Raw genomic sequence first — 16,129 nt, 5'->3', positions numbered from 1 at the left:
CCATAAAGCAAAGAACTGCTTGTGGTTTCTTTTTTTATGGGCAAAGGACACAAGCTAATGTAAAAGGAGGATAAAAAGTGAAAAAGAAAGTATTATCAACAATCTTAACATTCACAATGGTTGTATCCGCTCTTGCAGGTTGCGGAAGCGCAGCTTCTAACCAGGGTGCAGGAACAGATGCGCAACCAGCTGGCACAGATACTGCAGCACAGACAACAGAGCAAACTGAAACCGCAGAGGCTGCTCCAGCAGCTGAGCTCACAGGAATCGATGCTATCATTGCTGAAGCAGAGACAATGTCAATGGAAGAGCTTGCTAAGAAGGCTATTGAAGAGTCAAATGGTAAGACATTCTACGGCGTAGGTAACAGTAGCCGTGGTAAGTCAGCACTTCCATTATTCATCGAGTACTTACAGACGATCGATCCATCTTACACAATGGAATTTGAGTGGCAGCAGCCAAAGAACAACAAGATCTTTGAGCAGCTCACATCAGATTCACTTAAGAGCGAAGGCACATTTGCTATGACTCTTATCCAGGATGGTAACCAGATCCAGACAAAGATGGTAGATACAGACATCTTAAAGACATACGTACCTAAGGAATGGGCAGAAGCAAACGGAACAACACCTGATGCTTACACAGGATTCCTTCCACTTCAGACACTTAATAAAGTTTTCATGTACAACAACACAGGAAGTGCTCAGTTCAATAACTGCTGGGATTTCGTATATGAAGGTTCACATCCTCTTTTCATGGGTGTTGATTCTGAGATCGTAGGAAAGAACTTCCTTATGATGCTCACAGAAGATAAGTATGCTACATGGCTCAAGGAAGCTTATGACAAGCTTGATGATACCAAGAAAGCATATTTTGAGCCTGTGATCAAAGAGATGCAGACAGATGCAAACGACCTTGGTCTTGGCGCAAACGGTGCTTACGCACTTGCATGGATCAAGCTTTGGGTTAACAACTACAACGAGCAGACAGACGATGGTCCTATCTGCAACACACTTGTAGATGCATCTGCAACAGATCAGTCAGGTCTTTTAGTATACAGTAAGCTTCGTTCAGTAGAAGAGTCAGCTTCTGTATCAGTTAACAACATCAATGTAGCAGCATATCAGGACGGATACACAGGAATCGGCGGATATGGATATTGCCATTACCTCTTCCTTACCAAGAACAGCCCACTTCCTTGGACAGCATGTGCATTCATCGCTTTCATGACATGCACAGAGCAGGGATTTGAAGCTTGGGGTAAAGACATGGGTGGCTACTCAGCAAATCCTAACGTTGCAAAAGAGATTGAAGACACATTCCATCACTCACAGGGTGGCGGAGATGAGTTCCCAGCAAAGAACGACAGAGGATATGACTGGTGGACAACAGATGGTGAGCTCGTACTTGAAGATCCTGCATACTGCTCAGAAGTATCATTCACAGTTGGTAGCTGGATTGACGTTCTTGATCACTATGCTCCAGGAGAATAATTAACAACACTTCGGATGCCGCCTGCGGGCGGCATCCTTTAAAAAAGGGGACGAAACTAAAATGAATGCAATCGCAAAACCAGACAAAAGTGCGATTTTCAAAAATAAGGTAAAGACATGGTTTTCCCAACCTCAGAATATAATACTTTTGCTGTTTGGGATTGTTTTAACCTTTAGTACAGTCGCACCTATCGTAGCTATAGTAAAAGATACTTTTGCTATACATCCAGGTACTATCGACCAGCATTTAACTGGAAGAGTAAATGGTTATTCAGTAGTAAACTACACAGATCTTTTCACAAGTAAGTTAGCAAAGACCAATCTCTGGATACCGCTTCTTAATACTGTGATCTTATCTGTGCTCACATGCTTTATATCAATTCTTTTCGGCGGTCTGTTCGCATTTCTAGTAACTAGAACAGACATGAAGTTTAAGAAGTATTTAAGTTCTATCTTCATTTTTCCTTATATCATGCCACAGTGGACACTAGCCGTTGTTTGGCAGCATATGTTTTATTCAAACAAAGTGACAGGAACTTCAGATGGACTTCTTGCAGCAATATTCCACGTCTATTTTCCTCACTGGTGGTGCCAGGGAGTATTCCCAAGTGCGGTAGTTCTAGGACTTCACTATGCACCATTTGCTTACATCCTCATTGGAGGAATCTTCAAGAATATGGACGCCAACCTCGAAGAGGCAGCCACAATTCTTGATACACCAAAGTGGAAGATAATGTTCAAGGTAACACTTCCTATGATCAAGCCAGCAATCCTTTCAACAATTCTTTTGGTATTTGGATCAGCTATGGGAAGTTACCCAGTACCACATTATCTGAACCTCACAACTCTTTCTACCAAGTACATTTCAATGAACAGTAAGTACACAGGTGAAGCTAGTATCCTGGCCATCATCATGATGGTATTTGGCGTACTGATCCTTGGAATGAACCAGATGAGTTTAAAGAGCCGTAAGAACTATACAACGGTTACTGGTAAATCAGGACAGCTTACAAAACTCTCAATTGGTAAGGTTGGTAAATATCTTGTAGGAATCATCTTCATGATCATCACATTCTTTACAAGTATCTGGCCAATTCTCCTCTTTGCGCTGGAGACATTCCTTCCAAACCCAGGAGATTACAGCTTCCTTTATTCAGGAAATCTTGCTCACCTCACAACAAAATGGTGGGTTACAAACGAAAACATTACAGAAAACGGAATGTATGGACAGGCCGGAATCCTGTACAACAATACCATTTGGCATGCATTCTTTGGAACATTGTTCCTGGCAGTTGTCTGTGCGCTGATAGCTGGAACCATTGGTACACTTATCGGATACGCAGTTGCTAAAAAGAGAAGGAATAAGTGGGCAAACTATGTAAACAACGTAGCATTCCTTCCTTACCTCATGCCATCAATCGCAGTTGGAGCAGCATTCTTTATCCTCTTCTCCAACGAGCATATCAATCTGTTTAATACATATACGCTTTTGATAATCGCAGGTGTAGTAAAATACATACCTTTCGCTTCAAGAAGTTCACTAAATTCAATGCTTCAAATCAGTAACGAGCTTGAAGAAGCAGCAATTATCATGAATACATCATGGGTAAAGAGAATGACAAGGATCATTATTCCAATCCAGAAGTCATCAATCATAAGTGGATATCTTCTTCCATTTATGACCTGCCTTAGAGAATTATCATTGTTCCTTCTTCTCTGTACACAGGGCTTTATCCTTTCAACAACACTAGACTATTTCGATGAGATGGGACTTTACGCATTCTCAAGTGCTATCAACCTCATCCTCATCGTAACAATTCTTGTATTTAATACTTTGGTAAACAAGCTCACAGGCGCAAGCCTTGACAGCGGCATAGGAGGAAAGTAATCATGCCTGAAATTATTTTAGAGAACATAACTAAACGTTGGGGAAAGTTTTTTGGTGTAGATAATGTTAGCCTTAACATCCCAAATAACTCATTTATTACACTTCTTGGACCTTCAGGCTGTGGTAAGACAACAATCCTTAGAATGATCGCAGGCCTTGAGACTCCAACAGAAGGAAAGATCACAATCGGAGACAAAGTAGTTTTTGATTCAAATGCAGGAATCAACGTTCCGGCCAACAAGCGTAAGGTCGGATTCCTTTTCCAGAACTACGCACTTTGGCCAAATATGACCGTTTATGAGAATATCTCTTTTGGCCTAAAAAATATCCACGAAGAGATGCCAGTACTTGATCCAGAGGCAAAGCAGACAGGAGATATCGTAAGAGCTCTTGTTAATGGAACCAAGATAAAAGAGATCGTAGAAGAATGCCGTGACAAGAATGGCAAGCTCGATGAGAACAAGGCGCACATCAAACTCATCGACAACTACAATCTTTCAATTTATTCAGCAAAAGAGCTGTTCAACTTAGGAATCCATTCTTCTTCTGATCCAGATAAGGTTGCAAAGGCAAAGCTTGCTGAGTACGAAGAAAAGCTTGCTGGAATCAAAGAAAAGTATGCAAAAGAAGGAAAAGAGCTTAGCGGAAAATATCATGTACTTAAAAATGGTATTGAAGTGATGGAAACAAGAAAGCTCACAAAGGAAGAGATCGATTCAAGAGTAAGAGCATGTTCAAGGATCGTTAAGATCGGAATGTTCATGGATAGATATCCAGCAGAGCTTTCTGGTGGACAGCAGCAGAGAGTAGCAATTGCCAGAACTCTTGCTCCAGAGCCACAGGTTCTTTTCATGGATGAGCCATTATCAAACCTTGATGCCAAGCTCAGACTTGAGATGAGATATGAGCTTCAGAGACTCCATGTTGAGACTGGAAGCACATTTGTATATGTAACACATGATCAGATGGAAGCTATGACACTGGCTACAAGAATCTGTCTTGTAAACAACGGTGTTCTTCAGCAGTATGCAGCTCCACTCGATGTTTATTCAAGACCAGCAAACCTCTTCGTTGCTGACTTCGTTGGTAATCCATCAATGAACTTTGTGGATGCAAAGGGAGCACAGGCAGCAGATGGAAGCGTTGAGCTTAATATCCTTGATGGCGTTAAGGCAAAGTTTGTGCCAAATGAGCCACTTAAGATCTCAGACTGGAGAGCAGAAAGAGACAAGGAAGAAGAGGATAAAAAGGAATTTGAGCGCCAGAGACTTATGAAGAAAGGCGCAGTAGAAAAGAGTAACAAGGACGAGGTATTCAAGTACCACGTTCAGAAGGTAGAGGAACAGGATGAAAGCCTCATGGATGAGCCTGTTATCACTGATGAAGATTTTGTACTCGGCATAAGACCAGAAGCTATCGACATCGAGCCAGCTGGTAAGATTAATACCAAGATCTACGGCGCAATGCCTACTGGTATGGAGTCAACACTTAAACTTAAAGTTGGAGATTTCCTCCTTACCAGCGTAATCTTTGGTAATTCAATCTACCTCATTGGCCAGGATGCCAACATCGATATCAAGGGAAAAGATATTCTACTCTTTGATAGACGTTCAGGTAAGCTGATCTCAGGTGGTACATTGGAAATCATGTAAAAATATGGGTTGCACGTTATGTGCAACCCTTTATTATTTATTGTGATCTTTGCGGCTGTTTTTCATTTCATACATTCGCTTATCAGCAAGTTCAATAAGCGCCGTAACAGAGGTTGTTTCTGAATACTGCGCACACCCAATGGAGCCGTGGATCGTAACCTTGGTTCCTTCTATATTTCTAGGAGATTCTATTGCTCTGATGATTCTTTTTTCTATGAGCTGAACCTCCTTTTCATCCTGAAGCTGATGCAGGATTACAAACTCGTCACCGCCGTAGCGGAAGAGAACGCAGTTGTCTGCTGATGCAAATACTAGGCTTTTGGTTACGGATTTAAGGACAAGATTTCCGTATTCGTGGCCAAACTCATCGTTAACATTCTTGAATCCATCCAGGTCTATCATATACAAGACGAAATCAGTATGATTTTGCTTGTACTGTTCTTCGTATTGAATGATGATATCTGAATAGGCTCGTCTATTAAAGATTCCTGTAAGCTCGTCAGTCCTTGAAAGGCTTGCAAGCCAGTCTTTTTCAGCAAGTTCATCTGTAACATCCATGAAGTATCCGATAAGTCCAACAATCTTGCCGCCAGAATAAAGCGGCCTTTTTGATGCGCGAATGTTACGGACCATACCCTTAACTATGCATTGGCCAGGGACATTGCTGATAGTTTCGCCATTATTTATAACCTTAAGTTCTACATTTCTAAATGGAGTAGGGTCAATATGCCATCCCATATCTTCATCGGTCTTACCTATAATTTCGTCAACAGAGTTAAGACCATAGTAATCAAGAAACATCTGGTTGGCGCCAAGAAAACGCCGGTCTTTGTCTTTCCAGAAGATTCCAGCGGGAATGAGGGTTAATAGATTGTCAAAAAGATCTGAATTAGAAATTTTTGCCATAATAAATCCTGTCATGAATTGATAAAATTTAGTATATATATATTCTATCATTCATAAACAACATAAGCTATATTTTGGATACAAGAGATGACAAAAAAGTGGCTTTTTATGACAAGAATTGAGCTATATTCAGGCTTTTGAATATGCTAGAATCAAGGTGTATATGTAGGAGTATGCGTATTTTTGGTGTTCGGAGGGCAAGCGATGGACAATTCTTTTTCACAGATCAAAACATTTTTTGGTTTTGGATGCATGAGACTTCCAATGATCGGAAGTGAAGTAGATATTGAGCAGTTCAAGGAAATGACAGACTACTTCATTGAGAACGGATTTAACTATTTTGACACAGCTCATGGCTACATTGATGGTAAGTCAGAGCTGGCAATAAAAGAGGCTCTTACTAAGAGATACTCAAGAGATAAATATCTTTTAACAGATAAGCTTACAGAGTCTTTCTTTAACAGCGAAGAGGACATCAGGCCATTCTTCCAGAGTCAGCTCGATGCCTGCGGTGTTGAGTATTTTGATTTTTATCTCATGCATGCACAGACCGCAGTTAACTTTGAAAAATTCAAAAAGTGCAATGCGTATGAGACAGCATTTAAATTAAAAGAAGAAGGGAAGATCAAGCATGTAGGTCTTTCATTCCATGACAAGGCTGAGGTTCTTGATAACATCCTTACTACATATCCACAGATTGAGATTGTTCAGATTCAGTTCAACTACGTTGACTATGATGACGCATCTGTTCAGAGTAAGAAGGTTTATGATGTCTGCAGAAAACACAATAAACCAATCATCGTAATGGAGCCAGTTAAGGGCGGAAGCCTTGTTAATCTTCCAGAAAAGGCGCAGCAGATCTTTGACGAATTAAATGCAGGTCTATCAAACGCAAGCTATGCGATTCGATTTGCTGCAAGCCAGGAGGGAATAAGACTTGTTCTTTCTGGAATGAGTGACATGGACCAGATGAAGGATAATGTTTCCTATATGAAGGACTTCAAGCCTCTTTCAGAGACTGAGATGGGAGCAGTAGCAAGAGTAACAGCTATTTTCAAGGGACTTGATATGATCCCATGTACAGCTTGCCACTACTGCGTAGAAGAAAATCATTGTCCAATGTCTATCAAGATTCCTGAGATCTTTGCCTGCTACAACAGAAAGAAGATCTTTAATGATTGGAATCAAGATATGTACTATGGCAGGATCACATCTGAAGGTGCAGGTAAAGCCAGTGATTGTATCCAGTGCGGCGGCTGTGAGAATGTATGTCCTCAGCATCTCGAGATCAGAAATCTACTTAAGACAGTAGCTGCTGAGTTTGAAAAATAAGACAGGATGATATTTACTTATGGCATTTATAGTTAATGAAGGTTCTAAAGAATATCCATATAGCATAAGGGACGTACATATAAGTGATCCCTTTATTTTGGCAGATGACAAAACTGGACTGTATTACACATACGTCCAGTTTGTTGATGTCAATCTTTTCCCAGAACTAAAGCAGGATGAAGCATGTTTTTATGTGATCAAGTCAAAGGACTTGATCAACTGGTCTGTTCCAAAGGTATGTTTCGAGAAAAAGACCTTTTGGGCTGATAAAGACTATTGGGCTCCGGAGGTTCATATGTGGAAGGGCAGATACTATCTGATCTCTTCTTTTAGGGCAGAGGGTAAGTTGAGAGGCTGCCAGGCACTTGTTTCCGATTCGCCGGAAGGACCATTTACTCCGGTAGGGGATAAACCAATTACACCTGAAGGATGGCAGTGTCTGGATGGAACTTTATTTGTTGATGATGAAGGCCAGCCATGGCTTGTATTCTGCCATGAGTGGATGCAGGTTTATGATGGCCAGGTATGCGCGGTCAAGCTAAGTGACGATCTAAGTAAAATGATCTCAGAGCCGGAGATTTTGTTTAGGGCTTCAGATGCACCTTGGAGAGGAAATGCAACAGCAGATGGCGGGCTTGTAACAGACGGACCATTTCTTTACAGACTTCCAGGTGGGACGCTTATCATGCTGTGGTCAAGCTTTTCAGAAAGAGGCGGTTACACAGTAGGATACTGCCACTCAGCAAGTGGTACTATCCATGGTCCATGGATTCAGGAAGAGATACCTCTTTTTGCTCTTGATGGCGGACATGCCATGCTCTTTAGGAGCTTTGGAGGGGAACTTATGATGTCACTTCATTGTCCAAATATCCATGAGAAAAAAAGGATCTTATTATTTGAAATGGATGATTCAGATAATAAGCTTTCTATAAAAAACGAAATAACCGGTAACTGGTATAATGGGGCAGGTGGGAGCGCTCAGAATTGGAGATACAATGTTCCTTACGGAGATGAACATGTCTTTTCCAAAGATCCAGTAAAGAATGTGGGAGACAGGTATGAAGAAAAAAGCAGGTAAGATCATATCAGTGGGCGTAGCAGCGGCTATACTCACTTCTATTGTTTCGGGTTGTGGAAATAGCACCGGGGCAAATAATGCTGGTACTGAAAGTACAAGCGAAGTAAGTGAAGAAAATAATGTATCGGAGAGTTATGAAAACATGGAAATTTCTAAAACAGTAAAGCTGTCATTATCTGACGCGCAAAAGTTTAATGACACAAATGGTGATGGCTACGGAGAGTTTCAGGGATGGGGAACATCTCTTTGCTGGTGGGCCAACCGAGTAGGCTACAGTGAAGAACTTACAGCTCAGACAGCAGAAGCCTTTTTTGATCTGGAAAAAGGTCTTGGTATGAACATTGGCCGCTATAACGTTGGCGGTGGAGATAACGTAACAGATGAGAATGCACCTTTTTATCACGAGCCACATATTAAGAGATCCGATTCAGTAGTTCCTGGCTACTGCGTAGATGTTACAAAGGTCGATCTTAGTAACAATTCTAAGGATTACTATGTGGATAACTTTGCCAGAGTAGACTTCGATTGTGGATATGCATGGAATTATGACTGGGATGCAGATGCCAATCAGATGAACGTCTTAAAGGCAGCAGCTGACGCAGCAAAAGATGAGTTTATTGCTGAGGCATTTTCCAATTCACCACCATACTTCATGACTGTCAGTGGATGTAGCTCAGGAGGAGAGGATCCTTCTGTTGATAACTTAAGAGAGGATTCATACACAGCTTTTGCCTGCTACATGGCGGATGTGATCGAGCACTGGATGCAGGAAGGTGTTATCACATTCCAGAGTGTTGATCCAATGAATGAGCCTGCAACCAGCTACTGGGGAGCTCACAGTGAGAAGCAGGAAGGCTGCCATTTCTCACAGGGTGAGTCTCAGAGTAGGATCCTCACAGCACTTAATGCAGAGCTTCAGAACAAGGGAATCGATATGATCATCTGCGGAACTGATGAGACCAGCATTGAAGCTGCTATCATGTCTTACAAGTCTCTTTCTGAGGAGGCAAAAGAGGTTGTTGATAGAATCGACACTCACGCCTACGAGGGAACTCAGCGCGACATGCTCAAGAAGATTGCAGAAGAATCAGGTAAGAACCTTTGGATGAGCGAAGTTGATGGAACATATTCTATCGGTAAAAAAGATACAGGAATGCAGGCTGCTCTTGGCTATTCAGAGCAGATCATAAAGGACCTCAACGGCCTCATGCCTACAGCCTGGATCATGTGGGACGCAGTAGATGTTCACGTAGATTCAAGTAATGAGTTTGATACCTGCACAAGGCAGCAGGCTGATGAGATAGTATCTACGGGCACACCTTTCTGGGGAATTGCAATCGCTGACCATGATGCAAAAGAACTGCTTCTTACCAAGAAGTACTATGCCTTTGGACAGTTTACAAAGTTTATCAGGCCAGGTTGCACATTAGTTGGAGTTGATGATAAGACAAATACTGTTGTAGCAGCATATGATCCAGAAAACGAAAAGGTTGTGATCGTTGCCATGAACACAAATGTTGATGATGTTAAGTGGGAATTTGATCTCTCAGACTTCTACGAAGCCGGTGAAGATATAGGCATCGTAGCAACCAGAACTAGCGGCACTATGGCTGACGGCGAGAACTGGGCAGATGTAACAGATAAAGTTGCGATGAATTTCAGTGAGGATAAGGCATCATTTTCAGCAGTTCTTAAAGGAAGCTCAATTACTACATTTGAGATTGATAAGTGGTATTGAACTAAATTGGGAAAAGACAATAAAAGAAAAAAGTGTTAAAATTTTGATATAATATATACGAAATATAAGCGGCTGGGGATTAGGGAGTGTGTGTTTTATGCGCTTCATACATCCCCTTTTTTAATATAAAAGGTATAAATATGAGAATAAGAAAAGAATCACTTCGTTCGTGCTTGGAGCAGGTAGCCTGCATTTTTGTCTTTTTGCTTTTTGTATTTCTAGCTATTGCAACAGGAGAGCATGAAAAGAATAGAGACGTCGATATTATTGGTGATATCAATGAAGGTTGGATTGCTGAAAACGGACAAGTAGTTGATCTATATGATCTTGAACTTGGCGCGTGTTCTGTTACTTTGGATATCAGCAATCTAGATATTGCGGGAAAAGCCATTTGTTTTAAATCTATCGATACCAATTTCAAAGTATATGTGTCGGATGAGTTGATCTATGATTATACCCCTGAGCTATCAAGATTCTTAGGAGTCTCTTATGGTATGCAGTATCACGCCATCGCAATTCCTGCGGGGAGCACAAATTTAAGGCTGAACCTTGAACCGGTATTTCCAAATGCGCCGGCAGGTATAAGAGAGATAGCTATTAGTGATGCTGGACAGTACATGACAAACGTCTTTAAAAGAAATCTTTTTTCATTTTGCCAATGTATGACAACTATGCTAATTGGGTTCCTTTTTGTTATAGCAGGTGTAACGGGCAAAATTGTCATGAAGTCAACAGGAATTGACTTCATATCCTTTGGTATAACCTGCTTATTGGTCGGATTTATAGGACTTAATGATACGCTTCTACTTCAGGTGCTGACAGGTCACCCTGAAATTATCAGAGTTGCGGAGTATGCATGCCTGATATTTGTACCTTTCCAACTGCTTTCATTTTTTTCCAGTACAACAGGAGAATCACATTCAAAGCTTTTGTTTGGAATGTTAATAGTATGTTTTTTGAATTTCTTCATTCAAGTTGGACTAACACAAAGCAGATTATCAGACTATTACCATCTTGTTTATGTTTCTCAATTCATTATAGTAGTTGCCTTTATGATAGCTGCTGTGATCGTCTTTAGGGCTATACGTCAGAAAATGATCAAGCCTACACTTCTACGTACTATGATGTGGGGCCTTTGTGTCAGTATTTTAGGCGCAGGAATAGATCTGACACGTTATTACTTTTTCCAGAGCTACGGAAGTCTGACATTTACACGTATTGGAGTAGTGCTGTTTACTGCATTTATGGGAATCTATCTGTATCAGGACCATATCGATTCTCTTAAAAAGAAGCAGAAGGAAAGTGCTGCGCTTGCATCTGAGATATCAGAAGCTTTTGCCAAAGTTATCGATATGAAGGATAAGTATACCAACGGACATTCGGAGAGAGTAGCCAAGTATACAGCCATGATTGCCAAAGAGATGGGATATGACGATGAAATTGTAGAAAAGTACTATCGCATTGGTTTACTTCATGATGTAGGAAAAGTCGGAATCCCAGAAGCTGTGCTCAATAAACCGGGAAAACTTACAGAGGAAGAATATGATTTGATCAAATCCCATACCGTGAAGGGAAACGATGTACTTAAGGACATAAGCGTTGTACCAGAACTAGCAATAGGTGCTAGAGCCCATCATGAAAGATATGACGGCAAAGGTTATCCTAACGGGCTTTCAGGTGATGAAATCCCGGATGTGGCCCGAATTATTGCAGTTGCAGACAGCTTTGATGCAATGTATTCTGACAGACCATATCGCAAGCGAATGGATTTTGATGATGTGCTAGCTACAATCCGTGAAGTCTCCGGAACCCAGCTTAATCCTGAGGTTGTGGATGCGTTCTTTAGACTTGTGAATAAGGGTGAGATAAGACCTATAGATAAATGACAAAAAATTTAGGGAACTTTTTGATATGTTTTTACTCAAAAAGTTCCCTAATTTTTTTTGCGTATTTTTTTATTATAAGAATGGTGCAAAAGAGCTTATATCCTTTGGATTATTGGAATGAAGTAAGCAATCAACAATTTTCTTCATGCTCTTTTTTTCAAGGAATGGTGCGAAAGCGACTAAATCAGAGGTACTTCCATTAGCAATAGCTTTATCTACAACAAGATCTAATGCGTTACGAGAAAGAAATGGAGCAAGCTCTATTAAGTCTTCAAGGTTATCTGGATTTGCTCTTTCAACGAGTTTATCGAGAGCGAAATCTGAAATAAAGGGCGCTAGTTCAACAATATCATCTATATTAGTAATCTCTGAATTAAGCACAAGCCCATCAAGATATTCATCGTCCAAGAATGGAGCAAGTTCTAAGAGAACTTCAATATTAAGAGGAGCCTGTTCTGATGTCTTTTTTACATTATCAGTAATGACCTGTGGTGGCAATATTGGAGCTATTTCTGCAATTTCTGAAGCTGAAAGTGGAGTATCATCGTCTGAAGTTACTTTATTGACAGCATTTGCTGCTTCATTATCTCCAAGTAGATCAGCAATGTTAAGCTCAAGAGCCTTTGCAATATCAGGAAGCTTCGTGATATCAGGCATAGTATTTCCTCTTTCCCAATTAGAAACTGCCTGATAGCTTACGCCAACGATATCAGCAAGTTCAAGCTGTGTCATGTTTTTCTTTGTACGTGCATCTTTTATCTTTTTTCCTATAGATTTCATATCTAACATATTTTTTCTCCTAGCATATTATTTGATGTCAATTCTCAGATATGGCCTATATCGAGCTTATGAATTTAGAGTACAACGGATTGCATTTTATGTATATCAATTTGTGCTTGAGTTGAGAAGCAATATTGAAATATAAAACTAAATTGATGCTTTAGTAATACGCTTGATTAAGCTTATTTTTTAAAAGCAATCCGTTTTATTCAAATTAAAACAAAAATATGGCATCTTACATAGCTAAAAAGGCATTTGGCTATGTGTATTATTGAACGCACTTATCCTATTTGTCATACTGAGGAAGCAGGAGACAATGAGGAAAAAAATGAAAACGTTGAAATTAGATAATATAACCAAAATATTTGGGACAAACGTCGTATTAGATCATGTGACAGAAATCTTTAGAAATGGGGAAATAACTGCCATTGTTGCTCCAAATGGAACAGGTAAGAGCACTTTATTAAATGTTATATCCGGTATGATTCTACCTGATGAAGGATGCATAGAATATAACATTACGAATACTAATAAAGGGGTATCCATTTTATTAGCTGGTGAAAAAAACTTATATGTAAAAAATACAGTTGAAGAAAACATGAAGTATTTTGGCATTATAAACGGATATTCAAATTCGGAAATTAAAGAAAAAATAGAACAGTTAATGAGAATATTTCCTGATTATATAGATCTTAAAAATATAATTGTTGAGAAACTGTCCTATGGCCAAAAAAGAATAGTAGCGCTTATGACATCATTGTTGATAGATCGAGAATGTATCTTACTTGATGAGGTAACAGAGGGCCTTGATGAAGAACATATTAATGAGATAAAGAAAGTGTTAAAGCGGATTAAAGATGAAACTATCATCATTTTAGTGTCGCATGATCATGATTTTATAGCTGATATCTCTGACAGAACAATTTTTCTTAAGAATGGTACATTTGTATCTGAGTGCGGAAGAGTTGGTCTGGAAGAATTTAAAGAAAAGTACCATGAACAATATGAAAAAAGTTAAACGAGGATAATACATATGATGCTGTTTAGAAGCTTGCTATGCGAAATAAAAATGGACCTGATTAGTACTTTAAGATATAAATTTGGAACAATTTCAGATATAGTGGTTTATTCTATTCTTCTTTTATTCTTTTTATATTCAGGAACGGGGAAAAGTTATTCAAATATATATGGATATGAAAACTACCGTGAGTTATTTTTTGCAGGGTATATAGCTTGGTTTTTCTCAGTAAGTGCAATTTCATCAATTGCACAGATTGTAACAGGGGAATTGAGGCAAGGAACATTTTATAGAAAACTCAACTCAAGGTGCCCTTTAGAAGTACTGCTATTTGGAAGGTTCATAGCAGCGTTGATTGTTGAAGTTTTAGTAGCAATTATAGTTGCGGTAGTGGGAATTATATTTGGAAAACTGAATATAGAAATACATTTTGAGATAGGTATTCCAATTTTGATATGTGTGCTTGGAATGTATGGGTTAGGTTTATGTATAGCAGGCGCTGCACTTTTTTATAAAAGGGTTGGCGCGATAACGTACATAATTCAATTGCTGTTACTTTTTTTGACGGATACAGTTTCTGCAACGGACCATTTCATCAATATCTCAAAAGGTATTCCATTAACGATTTGCAATATACTCATAAGAAGGCAAATTGTTGGAGAAAACGTAGTAACTAATTTGTTCCAGTTAATACTGATTTCAATTATTTGGTTGATTACAGGTATTGTCATGTTTAGAGTGTTTATCAATAAAGCGAAAAAAGAGGGTAATATACTCTTTTATTAATGGAGGATATCATTATGTATCATAGTCACCAAAAAGGGACGTATTTTTAAAAATGATGGAACAGTATTCTATAAAACAAAAATGTGTTGATTGTGATAATAGAAAAATATGCAATTATTGTCCAGCTTTATTTTTCCAAGAAAACAAATCTTTTGAAAAACCCTCTGAGTATTTGTGTTGTATTACTGAAACAAAAAAGAAATTAGTAGAGAAGATGGATAAAGAGTATGCTTGTTGAGAATGGTATAATTAGCTTATTCTTCAAAGGTAAGCCATATTATTTGGATCTATCAAATCCAAATCACCCAATATCAGAAGGTTATGAAGATAAAAATATGAAATACTAGTAGAAAGAATTTCTCGTAGCTATAAAGATTGATAAAAAATAAGTTTGAGGTGTAGTGTGATGAAACTTCAAATAGAAGAAGGAACTGCTGATAAAGAGCCCATTGTTATTATCAAGTGTAACGCCATTGACGAGAATATAAAAAAAATATCTGAATATATTAAGCAGTACATGGTAAAAATATCTTGTATTAAAGATGGAAAAACATTTCAGGTGCCGATAGACTTGGTTTTATATATTGATACAGTAGATAATAGGACATTTGTATACTGCGCCAATGAAGTATATGAATGTAAGCAGAAGCTAATATATGTAGAAAAGGAATTAGAACATACACCAATGGTGAGGATTAGTAAAAACTGCTTGTTAAATGTTTCTTATCTAAAAAGTGTTGAACCATTTTTGAATCATAGGATGAAGGCTCAGATATCAAATGGAGAATGGCTGGTGGTATCAAGAAAATATATCAGTACATTAAAAGATAAAATTATGAGTAAGTGAGAGGACATAGAATATGAAAAACACAACTCATCGTATTAAAAGGTTTTTTGAATCAATTGCTTTCTACTATACGCTAGCGGTTATTATATGTATGATTTGGAACTTGGCTATAGGAAAAACAGAGACAGAGAACAGGTTCCTTGTAGGATTGTTTTTATATGTAATATTATGTCATGCAATCGATATATTTTTAGGAAGTATTGATTTTAAATATAGTTTTTCATATCACTGCCTTTCATTTTGCGCTTATTTTGTATTTTTATTAGCGTTTGGAGTTTTGTTTAATTGGTTCACTTTTGAGACCAGTCAGGTAATTAAATTATTTTGCATAGCATTACCAATATATATTATGGGTTATAAGCATAACTTTTCTATTGAAAAAAAAGAAGCAGATGAAATAAATAAGATACTTAATGAAAAGAAGGAAGAATAAAAAAGCCTCCCACGGGGAGGCTTTTTTGACAGAAATATTTATTTAAGTAATTTCTTACCACCAAAGATTACGATGCAAGATCCGATAACACCTACAACGATGTTGCCGAGGATGCCGCTTCCGTGGATATTAACAAGGCCAAGAACCAGGTTACCCACGAAACCACCTACAATACCAAGAATTATGTTTCTAAGAAGGCTTCCTTCACTGTTCATAAGCTTTCCTGCAATCCATCCTGCGATAGCACCTACAATAAGACCTGTGATAAGACTCATTCCGTTAATCATGTTGT

15 protein-coding genes are annotated in these 16,129 nt (G+C 38.8%); 12 read left to right on the top strand and 3 right to left on the bottom strand.

The window, feature by feature from the left end; all coding sequences use genetic code 11:
- Window positions 1–77 precede the first annotated feature (77 nt).
- From bhn_RS14420 to bhn_RS14410, 3 genes are all read left to right on the top strand, one after another.
- Complete coding sequence (locus bhn_RS14420) at window positions 78–1,493, top strand: hypothetical protein (protein WP_071177343.1); 1,416 nt, start codon at window positions 78–80, stop codon at window positions 1,491–1,493.
- 61 nt (window positions 1,494–1,554) lie between these two features.
- The gene (locus bhn_RS14415) at window positions 1,555–3,381 is read left to right on the top strand and encodes an ABC transporter permease (protein WP_071177342.1); all 1,827 of its coding nucleotides are present in this window, start codon (window positions 1,555–1,557) and stop codon (window positions 3,379–3,381) included.
- Window positions 3,382–3,383: 2 nt separating this feature from the next.
- Complete coding sequence (locus bhn_RS14410) at window positions 3,384–5,033, top strand: ABC transporter ATP-binding protein (RefSeq protein ID WP_071177341.1); 1,650 nt, start codon at window positions 3,384–3,386, stop codon at window positions 5,031–5,033.
- Window positions 5,034–5,066: 33 nt separating this feature from the next.
- On the opposite strand, the gene bhn_RS14405 is transcribed toward bhn_RS14410, so the two are convergent.
- Window positions 5,067–5,939, bottom strand: coding sequence for a sensor domain-containing diguanylate cyclase (locus bhn_RS14405; protein WP_071177340.1), 873 nt, complete (start codon window positions 5,937–5,939; stop codon window positions 5,067–5,069).
- A gap of 204 nt (window positions 5,940–6,143) precedes the next feature.
- On the opposite strand from bhn_RS14405, the gene bhn_RS14400 reads away from it, so the two are divergent.
- The 4 genes from bhn_RS14400 (at window position 6,144) to bhn_RS14385 (ending at window position 11,973) form a co-directional block, all read left to right on the top strand.
- Window positions 6,144–7,271, top strand: coding sequence for an aldo/keto reductase (locus bhn_RS14400; RefSeq protein ID WP_071177339.1), 1,128 nt, complete (start codon window positions 6,144–6,146; stop codon window positions 7,269–7,271).
- A gap of 19 nt (window positions 7,272–7,290) precedes the next feature.
- On the top strand, window positions 7,291–8,349 hold the full coding sequence (locus bhn_RS14395) for a glycoside hydrolase family 43 protein (protein ID WP_071177338.1): 1,059 nt from the start codon (window positions 7,291–7,293) through the stop codon (window positions 8,347–8,349).
- Window positions 8,330–10,087, top strand: a complete 1,758-nt coding sequence (locus tag bhn_RS14390; RefSeq protein WP_071177337.1) for a glycoside hydrolase — start codon at window positions 8,330–8,332, stop codon at window positions 10,085–10,087. The genes bhn_RS14395 and bhn_RS14390 overlap by 20 nt, the downstream gene beginning before the upstream one ends.
- A gap of 140 nt (window positions 10,088–10,227) precedes the next feature.
- The gene (locus bhn_RS14385) at window positions 10,228–11,973 is read left to right on the top strand and encodes an HD-GYP domain-containing protein (RefSeq protein ID WP_071177336.1); all 1,746 of its coding nucleotides are present in this window, start codon (window positions 10,228–10,230) and stop codon (window positions 11,971–11,973) included.
- A 72-nt stretch (window positions 11,974–12,045) separates the two neighbouring features.
- Here the strand turns inward: bhn_RS14385 and bhn_RS14380 are convergent, their stop codons facing one another.
- Window positions 12,046–12,762, bottom strand: coding sequence for a helix-turn-helix domain-containing protein (locus bhn_RS14380; RefSeq protein ID WP_071177335.1), 717 nt, complete (start codon window positions 12,760–12,762; stop codon window positions 12,046–12,048).
- 307 nt (window positions 12,763–13,069) lie between these two features.
- Between bhn_RS14380 and bhn_RS14375 the strand changes: the two genes are divergently transcribed.
- The 5 genes from bhn_RS14375 (at window position 13,070) to bhn_RS14360 (ending at window position 15,837) form a co-directional block, all read left to right on the top strand.
- Window positions 13,070–13,771 (top strand): ATP-binding cassette domain-containing protein, encoded by a 702-nt coding sequence (locus bhn_RS14375; protein ID WP_083386031.1) that lies wholly within the window; start codon window positions 13,070–13,072, stop codon window positions 13,769–13,771.
- A 15-nt stretch (window positions 13,772–13,786) separates the two neighbouring features.
- Window positions 13,787–14,557, top strand: a complete 771-nt coding sequence (locus tag bhn_RS14370; RefSeq protein WP_071177333.1) for an ABC transporter permease — start codon at window positions 13,787–13,789, stop codon at window positions 14,555–14,557.
- A gap of 52 nt (window positions 14,558–14,609) precedes the next feature.
- Window positions 14,610–14,795: a hypothetical protein gene (locus tag bhn_RS15740; protein WP_161487335.1), complete on the top strand. Its 186-nt coding sequence runs from the start codon at window positions 14,610–14,612 to the stop codon at window positions 14,793–14,795.
- A 168-nt stretch (window positions 14,796–14,963) separates the two neighbouring features.
- Window positions 14,964–15,404, top strand: coding sequence for a LytTR family DNA-binding domain-containing protein (locus tag bhn_RS14365; RefSeq protein WP_071177332.1), 441 nt, complete (start codon window positions 14,964–14,966; stop codon window positions 15,402–15,404).
- 13 nt (window positions 15,405–15,417) lie between these two features.
- A complete protein-coding gene (locus tag bhn_RS14360) occupies window positions 15,418–15,837 on the top strand; it encodes a hypothetical protein (RefSeq protein ID WP_071177331.1) in 420 nt (139 codons plus the stop codon).
- Window positions 15,838–15,875: 38 nt separating this feature from the next.
- Here the strand turns inward: bhn_RS14360 and bhn_RS14355 are convergent, their stop codons facing one another.
- Window positions 15,876–16,124 carry a GlsB/YeaQ/YmgE family stress response membrane protein gene (locus tag bhn_RS14355; protein WP_236845938.1) on the bottom strand — a complete coding sequence of 83 codons (249 nt, stop codon included), beginning with the start codon at window positions 16,122–16,124 and terminating at the stop codon, window positions 15,876–15,878.
- Window positions 16,125–16,129 lie beyond the last annotated feature (5 nt).

The organism is Butyrivibrio hungatei (assembly GCF_001858005.1).
In the GTDB taxonomy this organism is placed as follows: Bacteria; Bacillota; Clostridia; order Lachnospirales; family Lachnospiraceae; genus Butyrivibrio; species Butyrivibrio hungatei.
Note: the sequence above shows the minus strand (reverse complement) of the source record. Positions and strands in the feature narration are given on the sequence as shown.

What these genes read in the sequence shown, in the direction of transcription:
- bhn_RS14400 (WP_071177339.1), top strand. Translation starts at nt 6,144, where the DNA reads ATGGACAATTCTTTTTCACAGATCAAAACATTTTTTGGTTTTGGATGC.
- bhn_RS14405 (WP_071177340.1), bottom strand. Translation starts at nt 5,939, where the DNA reads ATGGCAAAAATTTCTAATTCAGATCTTTTTGACAATCTATTAACCCTC.
- bhn_RS14360 (WP_071177331.1), top strand. Translation starts at nt 15,418, where the DNA reads ATGAAAAACACAACTCATCGTATTAAAAGGTTTTTTGAATCAATTGCT.
- bhn_RS14380 (WP_071177335.1), bottom strand. Translation starts at nt 12,762, where the DNA reads ATGTTAGATATGAAATCTATAGGAAAAAAGATAAAAGATGCACGTACA.
- bhn_RS14355 (WP_236845938.1), bottom strand. Translation starts at nt 16,124, where the DNA reads ATGATTAACGGAATGAGTCTTATCACAGGTCTTATTGTAGGTGCTATC.
- bhn_RS14375 (WP_083386031.1), top strand. Translation starts at nt 13,070, where the DNA reads ATGAGGAAAAAAATGAAAACGTTGAAATTAGATAATATAACCAAAATA.
- bhn_RS14415 (WP_071177342.1), top strand. Translation starts at nt 1,555, where the DNA reads ATGAATGCAATCGCAAAACCAGACAAAAGTGCGATTTTCAAAAATAAG.
- bhn_RS14390 (WP_071177337.1), top strand. Translation starts at nt 8,330, where the DNA reads ATGAAGAAAAAAGCAGGTAAGATCATATCAGTGGGCGTAGCAGCGGCT.
- bhn_RS14370 (WP_071177333.1), top strand. Translation starts at nt 13,787, where the DNA reads ATGATGCTGTTTAGAAGCTTGCTATGCGAAATAAAAATGGACCTGATT.
- bhn_RS14385 (WP_071177336.1), top strand. Translation starts at nt 10,228, where the DNA reads ATGAGAATAAGAAAAGAATCACTTCGTTCGTGCTTGGAGCAGGTAGCC.
- bhn_RS14365 (WP_071177332.1), top strand. Translation starts at nt 14,964, where the DNA reads ATGAAACTTCAAATAGAAGAAGGAACTGCTGATAAAGAGCCCATTGTT.
- bhn_RS14395 (WP_071177338.1), top strand. Translation starts at nt 7,291, where the DNA reads ATGGCATTTATAGTTAATGAAGGTTCTAAAGAATATCCATATAGCATA.
- bhn_RS14410 (WP_071177341.1), top strand. Translation starts at nt 3,384, where the DNA reads ATGCCTGAAATTATTTTAGAGAACATAACTAAACGTTGGGGAAAGTTT.
- bhn_RS15740 (WP_161487335.1), top strand. Translation starts at nt 14,610, where the DNA reads ATGATGGAACAGTATTCTATAAAACAAAAATGTGTTGATTGTGATAAT.